Genomic DNA, 6,236 nt, shown 5'->3' with positions numbered 1-6,236 from the left:
GCCCATGAGCCAGATCCTGACCATCGCCGACCTCAAGGACCTCGCACGCCGGCGTGTGCCGAAGATGTTCTTCGACTATGCCGATTCCGGTTCGTGGACCGAAAGCACGTATCGGGCCAACGAGGAGGATTTCCAGAAGATCAAGTTCCGCCAGCGCGTCCTCGTCGACATGGACAACCGTTCGCTGGCATCGACGATGATCGGCGAAAAAGTGTCTATGCCGGTGGCATTGGCGCCAACCGGCATGACCGGCATGCAGCACGCCAATGGCGAGATGCTGGCGGCGCAGGCGGCGGAGGAATTCGGCGTGCCGTTTACCTTGTCGACGATGAGCATCTGCTCGATCGAGGATGTCGCCTCGGTTACCACGAAGCCGTTCTGGTTTCAGCTCTATGTGCTGCGTGACAAGGATTTCGTGCTCAACCTGATCGACAGGGCAAAGGCGGCGAAATGCTCGGCGCTCGTGCTGACGCTCGACCTGCAGATTCTCGGTCAGCGTCACAAGGACATCCGCAACGGGCTTTCGGCGCCACCCAAGCTGACGCTGACCAACATCGTCGACATGGCCATCCGCCCGCGCTGGTGCGCCGCCATGGCCGGCACCAAGCGGCGGACCTTCCGCAACATTGTCGGCCACGCCAAGGGCGTCGGCAACATGGCCTCGCTGGCATCGTGGACGACGGAGCAGTTCGACCTGCATCTGTCGTGGAAGGACGTCGCCTGGATCAAGGAGCGCTGGGGCGGCAAGCTGATCCTCAAGGGCATTCTCGACAAGGAGGACGCGCTGATGGCGGCCAAGACCGGCGCCGACGCGATCATCGTTTCCAACCATGGCGGGCGCCAGCTCGATGGTGCGTCGTCGTCGATCGGCGTGCTGGAAGAGATTGCCGACGCGGTCGGCGACACGATCGAAGTGCATATGGATGGCGGCATCCGCTCCGGCCAGGATGTCCTGAAGGCGCTTTGCCTCGGTGCCAAGGGAACCTATATCGGCCGGCCGTTTCTTTACGGCCTGGGGGCGCTTGGCAAGGAAGGGGTTACCAAGGCGTTGGAAATCATCCGCAAGGAGATGGACATCACGCTGGCGCTGTGCGGAAAGCGTCTTGTCACCGACATGGGCAAGGACCAGCTCCGGCGCCAGGTCCCGTGACCGCCTGACCACGGAGACACCGAAAAGTTGGCAGAATCCGGCATCCATTTTCTCGACGCGCATGGGCCGGACGGCATCCGTCTCTATGCGATCGGCGACGTCCACGGCCGGCTCGACCTGCTGGCCGCCATGCATCTGCGCATCAGGGCCGAGATCGAGCAGGAGGCGCCTGCCGACTGGCGCGTCATCCATCTTGGCGACTATGTCGACCGCGGGCCGGACTCGAAGGGCGTCATCGATTTCCTGATCGAAGCGCAAGAGCGAGACCCTCGTCACCTGATGCTGGCCGGCAACCACGACATCGGCTTTCTCGATTTTCTCAAGACCCCTGACCCGGAAGGGCTTTTCATCCGGTTCGGCGGCATCCAGACGGCACAGTCTTACGGCGTAACGATCAGTGAAGGCACAAGCGTGTGGTTCGGCAAGGCCGAATCGGCCGTGCGCAGAGGACATCAGGCACTGGTCGAGGCCGTGCCGCAAAGCCACATCGACTTCCTGCGATCGCTGCCGTTTTCCGTGACTTTCGGGGACTTCTTCTTCTGCCATGCCGGCATCAGGCCGGGCATTCCTCTGGAGAAGCAAAACCCGCAGGATCTGATCTGGATCCGCGACGTCTTCCACAACCACCCCGACCTCTATCCGAAGATCGTGGTGCACGGCCACACGCCGGTGCCGGAGGCGGAAGTGATGGCAAACCGCGTCAATGTCGACACGCTTGCCTGGCAATCAGGCATGCTGAGCGCGCTCGTCATCGACGGCGCGGACAAACGCATCCTGACAATGACGATTAAGGAAGCTTGAGCGCCGCGCGTCGGAGGACGCGAAAGACGCTTCCCGCTTTAGCGCAGCGAGGCGGTGACGCCGTAACCGTCGACGGCGTTGTGGTTGTTGGCTGCGTCGGCGGCATAGATGCCGAGACCGCACAGCACGATGGCGGACAACATGGCAAAGGACAGAAGCGCTGCTTTCACGGAGGTCATCTCTTGTTGAGCTTTCTGCATCTGTGCACCAGGCGGTTACCAATGCGTTGAAACGGAGAATTCGCTTCAAAGTTTCGACGATTTTGCGCTTCTAGGCATGTTCTGTATCAACGGTGTGTCGCGCGGGTCACACAAAAGGTTCATAGCCGTTGCACAGAAGATGCAGAGCGCGCGCCTTCTAGGATGGCGGGCGGACACAAGCCAAGAATGAAACCGTTTTCCCCAGGCGGTTTCACCGCCGCGTGCCAATTATGTCACGCTGGAGGGTACGGAGAGACCAACGCTCAGATGGTCGCTACCCAGGCCCGGGCAATGGCGAGGCCAGCGGCATCCGCATCGGGCCCGTTGCGGGCCATTTCGCCATCGAGCTTGCCGGCCCAGTCGGGATGGCGCGCAGCGATGGTCGGGGCAAAGGACGCGCTCCAGTCCTTGACCATCGGCCGGTCGGCCTCGAAATGAAACTGGAAACCGTACACGGCTCGGCCGACGCGAAACGCCTGGTTCTCGGCGACCTCGTTGCCGGCAAGCCGTACGGCGTTTTCGGGCAACACGAAGGTGTCGTCGTGCCATTGGAAGATCGGGAACTTTGCCGGTAGAGCGCCCAGAACCGGATCGGCCTTGGCGTCAGGCGTCAGCGACACGCCGTGCCAACCGAACTCATTGGCGCCGCCGATACGGTTCTCGCCACCAAAGGCACGAGCGACGAGCTGGCTGCCCAGGCAGATGCCGAGCACGGCGCGATCCTTGTCGGCAAAGTCGCGGGTCAGTTCGAGCAGTGCCGGGAAATAGGGATACTCATCGTCGGCCAGCGCATTCTGGCCCCCGCCGAGCACCACCATGGCATCATGCCCGGCCGCGTCATCCGGCAGGGGATCGCCCCTGTAAGGGAGACGCAGGTCGAGATCGGCGCCCGCTTCCGCAAGTGCTGCGCCGACCTGGCCGAGGCCGGTATTGTCGTAGTTCTGGACCACCAGCACCCGCATCGCAAAACCCTGCTGACATGAAAAAGCTGCGACGAGCGATATCATGCCGCTCGCATTGCAGCCAAGATGCGTGTCCGGAGAGAAAACTATGCCACTGCAGAACCGGGTCGATCCGTTCGGCGCCATCCATGCCGTGCCCGATCGCGGCATGTTCACCGGCAATCGCGGCATCATCCACGACCCCGAGACGAAGACGCTCAAGAAAAAGCGCTGGGCGCTTCAAGCCTGGATCATCTGCGTCTGCCAATTCCGAAATGTGCGGCGCGAACCGATGGGCCGCAACAGGAAGGGCGGTAAAGCGGGCTGGACCGAGCTGTTCTTCCTCGACGAGGTGACCGCACTGGCGGCCGGGCATCGCCCCTGCTTCTTTTGCCAGCGCGAACGGGCCAGGGATTTCGTCGGCCGCTTCGGCGAAGCCTTCGGCATCGCCGAACCGCGCGCGCCGATGGTCGACAAGCGGCTGCACAAGGAGCGGCTGGCGTCAGGCGGCAAGCCGCCGGTGATTGCGGTTGAAGACCTTGCCGGCCTGCCGGACGGCGTCGTGGTTGCGGATGGCGGCACTGTTTATGCCCTGCGTAGCGGCAAGGCACTGCGCTGGTCCTTTGCGGGATATGAGCACCCCAACGATTTCGACATGCTCAAAAGCAAGACACTCTCGCTACTGACGCCGGCCACGACGCTCTGCGTGCTGCGGCACGGCTTTCGGCCGGTGTGGCATCCGACCGCCGAGGCTTGACGCCGGCGGCCGGCTCGCTCATTCCTCGGCGATGCGCGCCAATTACAAAATGCAACGTCTGTTCGTGACCGACGATCTCGCGCCGGACATCGAATTCGAGGCCGGCCAACAGCAGAGCCACTATCTCCTGCATGTGCTGCGGCTTGGCGAAGGCGCCGAAATCCTGGTGTTCAATGGCCGCGACGGCGAGTGGTCGGCGGCCATATCGGCGAAGACGAAAAGGGCGGTGCGGCTGAAGGTGTCGGCGCTGCAGCGGCCGCAGCCGCCTCTGCCCGATCTCGTCTACTGCTTTGCGCCGCTGAAGCAGGGCCGGCTCGATTATCTCGTGCAGAAGGCGGTCGAGATGGGCGCCGGCATCCTGCAGCCGGTCATTACCCAGCACACGCAAGTGGCCAAGCCGTCGATCGATCGCCTGCGCGCCAATGTCGTCGAAGCCGCCGAGCAATGCGGCATCCTGGCGGTGCCTCAGGTGCGCGAAGCCGAAAAATTCGACCGCCTGTTGACCGGCTGGGACACAGAGCGACGGCTGATCTTCTGCGACGAGGATGCTTCGACCAACAATCCGCTGGCCGCGCTGCAGGCGGTCAAGGAAAAGAAGCTTGGGCTGCTGGTCGGGCCGGAGGGTGGCTTTTCCGACGACGAGCGCAAGATGCTGCGCGCCCTGCCCTTCGTCACCGCCATTCCGCTCGGCCCGCGTATCCTGCGCGCCGATACGGCGGCGGTGGCCGCATTCGCGGTGATGCAGGCAACGGTCGGAGACTGGTGAGACGTCATCCCTTGCAAGGGACGCAGAGTTCCAGCAACGTTCAATTCCTGTTGACCTGTGGCTCAGGATTTTTCGCTTGATCGTCTGCTGACATTTCGTCCATTTACCGCCGGCGGTCATCCGGCCGCCTCTGAGGGTACCATCATGGCGCGCGATACGACCGATTTCCGCCCGATCGAAGGTGTCGACGAACTCGTCGAGCACCTGGCCGAAGGCAACAAGCCGCGCGACAAATGGCGCATCGGCACCGAGCACGAGAAATTCCCCTTCTATGTCGACGGCAATGCACCGGTCCCCTATGGCGGCGAGCGCGGCATCCGCGCCATCCTCGAAGGCATGCAGGAAAAGCTCGGCTGGGACCCGATCGTCGATGACGGCCGCATCATCGGCCTGGTCGAACCGACCGGCCAGGGTGCGATTTCGCTGGAACCCGGCGGCCAGTTCGAGCTTTCCGGCGCACCGCTGGAGACGATCCACCAGACCTGCCGCGAGGGCAACGCCCATCTGGCGCAGGTGCGCGAGATCGCCGAGCCGATGGGCATCCGCTTCCTCGGCCTCGGCGGCAGCCCGAAATGGTCGCTTGCCGAGACGCCGAAAATGCCGAAATCGCGCTACGAGATCATGACGCGCTACATGCCCAAGGTCGGCACCAAGGGCCTCGACATGATGTACCGCACCTGCACGATCCAGGTGAATCTCGACTTCGAGAGCGAGGCCGACATGCGCCGCAAGATGCAGGTGTCGTTGAAGCTGCAGCCGCTGTCGACGGCCTTGTTCGCCAATTCGCCTTTCACCGAAAGCCACCCGAACGGCTTGCAGAGCTGGCGCGGCGACATTTGGCGTGACACCGACAACCAGCGCTCGGGCCTGCTCGAATTCTGCTTCTCGCCCGATTTCGGTTTCGCCGACTATGTCGAATGGGCGCTCGACGTGCCGATGTATTTCGTCATCCGCGACGGTCGCTATCACGACATGACCCACATCACCTTCCGCCAGTTCATGGCCGGGGCCGCGCGCAATGAAGTGCCGGACGGGCTGCCGACAATGGGCGACTGGGCGAACCATCTGTCAACGCTGTTCCCGGATGTGCGGCTGAAGCGCTTCCTCGAGATGCGCGGCGCCGATGGCGGGCCATGGCGGCGCATTTGCGCGCTGCCGGCCTTCTGGGTCGGATTGCTTTATGATGAGGCCGCACTCGATGCCGCCGAGGCGCTGACCTCGAGCTGGACGTATGAAGAAACGCTGGCGATGCGCAATGCCGTGCCGGAACAAGGCATCTCCGCACCCTTCCGCAACACCACGCTGCGCGAGATCGCGCGTGACGTGATGGTCATTTCCCGCATGGGACTGAAGAACCGTGGCAAGAAGAACCGCGACGGCTACGACGAGACCTCCTTCCTCAACACGTTGGACGAAGTGGTGGCGCGGGGCACCACCAGCGCCGAGGAGATGCTGTCGGCCTACCACACGCGCTGGGGCGGCTCGATCGAGCCGGTTTTCATGGAATACGCCTATTAACCCTCGGATTTGGCAAAGCTGACCGGCCGGCAAAAGTCGCTTCAATCGGAAGTGGAAACAAACTAGGCTTCTTCGGCGAGGATTTCCGGAGGAGACGCCGATG

The 6,236-nt window shown here is 62.9% G+C and carries 7 protein-coding genes; 5 read left to right on the top strand and 2 right to left on the bottom strand.

The genetic code is table 11. From position 1 onward, the window contains the following. Positions 1-4: 4 nt before the first annotated feature. Both EN884_RS21530 and EN884_RS21525 read left to right on the top strand, forming a co-directional pair. Positions 5-1,150, top strand: a complete 1,146-nt coding sequence (locus EN884_RS21530; RefSeq protein WP_013530347.1) for an alpha-hydroxy acid oxidase — start codon at positions 5-7, stop codon at positions 1,148-1,150. A gap of 27 nt (positions 1,151-1,177) precedes the next feature. After that, entirely contained in the window at positions 1,178-1,951 is a 774-nt protein-coding gene (locus EN884_RS21525) for a metallophosphoesterase (RefSeq protein ID WP_063170129.1), read from the top strand. Positions 1,952-1,989: 38 nt separating this feature from the next. On the opposite strand, the gene EN884_RS40155 is transcribed toward EN884_RS21525, so the two are convergent. Then, on the bottom strand, positions 1,990-2,121 hold the full coding sequence (locus tag EN884_RS40155; protein WP_013893872.1) for a hypothetical protein: 132 nt from the start codon (positions 2,119-2,121) through the stop codon (positions 1,990-1,992). 293 nt (positions 2,122-2,414) lie between these two features. Next, positions 2,415-3,113 carry a type 1 glutamine amidotransferase gene (locus tag EN884_RS21515; protein WP_063170470.1) on the bottom strand — a complete coding sequence of 233 codons (699 nt, stop codon included), beginning with the start codon at positions 3,111-3,113 and terminating at the stop codon, positions 2,415-2,417. 88 nt (positions 3,114-3,201) lie between these two features. On the opposite strand from EN884_RS21515, the gene EN884_RS21510 reads away from it, so the two are divergent. From EN884_RS21510 to EN884_RS21500, 3 genes are all read left to right on the top strand, one after another. Beyond that, positions 3,202-3,849: a hypothetical protein gene (locus EN884_RS21510; protein WP_063170128.1), complete on the top strand. Its 648-nt coding sequence runs from the start codon at positions 3,202-3,204 to the stop codon at positions 3,847-3,849. A gap of 31 nt (positions 3,850-3,880) precedes the next feature. Beyond that, a complete protein-coding gene (locus EN884_RS21505; protein ID WP_013530342.1) occupies positions 3,881-4,615 on the top strand; it encodes a 16S rRNA (uracil(1498)-N(3))-methyltransferase in 735 nt (244 codons plus the stop codon). A 144-nt stretch (positions 4,616-4,759) separates the two neighbouring features. Then, positions 4,760-6,133 (top strand): glutamate--cysteine ligase, encoded by a 1,374-nt coding sequence (locus tag EN884_RS21500; protein WP_063170127.1) that lies wholly within the window; start codon positions 4,760-4,762, stop codon positions 6,131-6,133. Positions 6,134-6,236: the final 103 nt, after the last annotated feature.

The organism is Mesorhizobium sp. M7A.F.Ca.AU.001.01.1.1 (genome assembly GCF_004022735.1).
GTDB classification, from domain to species: Bacteria; Pseudomonadota; Alphaproteobacteria; order Rhizobiales; family Rhizobiaceae; genus Mesorhizobium; species Mesorhizobium ciceri.
Note: the sequence above shows the minus strand (reverse complement) of the source record. Positions and strands in the feature narration are given on the sequence as shown.

Excerpts from the sequence above, each read along its gene's own strand:
- EN884_RS21515 (WP_063170470.1), bottom strand. The coding sequence starts at position 3,113 with ATGCGGGTGCTGGTGGTCCAGAACTACGACAATACCGGCCTCGGCCAG.
- EN884_RS21500 (WP_063170127.1), top strand. The coding sequence starts at position 4,760 with ATGGCGCGCGATACGACCGATTTCCGCCCGATCGAAGGTGTCGACGAA.
- EN884_RS21510 (WP_063170128.1), top strand. The coding sequence starts at position 3,202 with ATGCCACTGCAGAACCGGGTCGATCCGTTCGGCGCCATCCATGCCGTG.
- EN884_RS21530 (WP_013530347.1), top strand. The coding sequence starts at position 5 with ATGAGCCAGATCCTGACCATCGCCGACCTCAAGGACCTCGCACGCCGG.
- EN884_RS21505 (WP_013530342.1), top strand. The coding sequence starts at position 3,881 with ATGCGCGCCAATTACAAAATGCAACGTCTGTTCGTGACCGACGATCTC.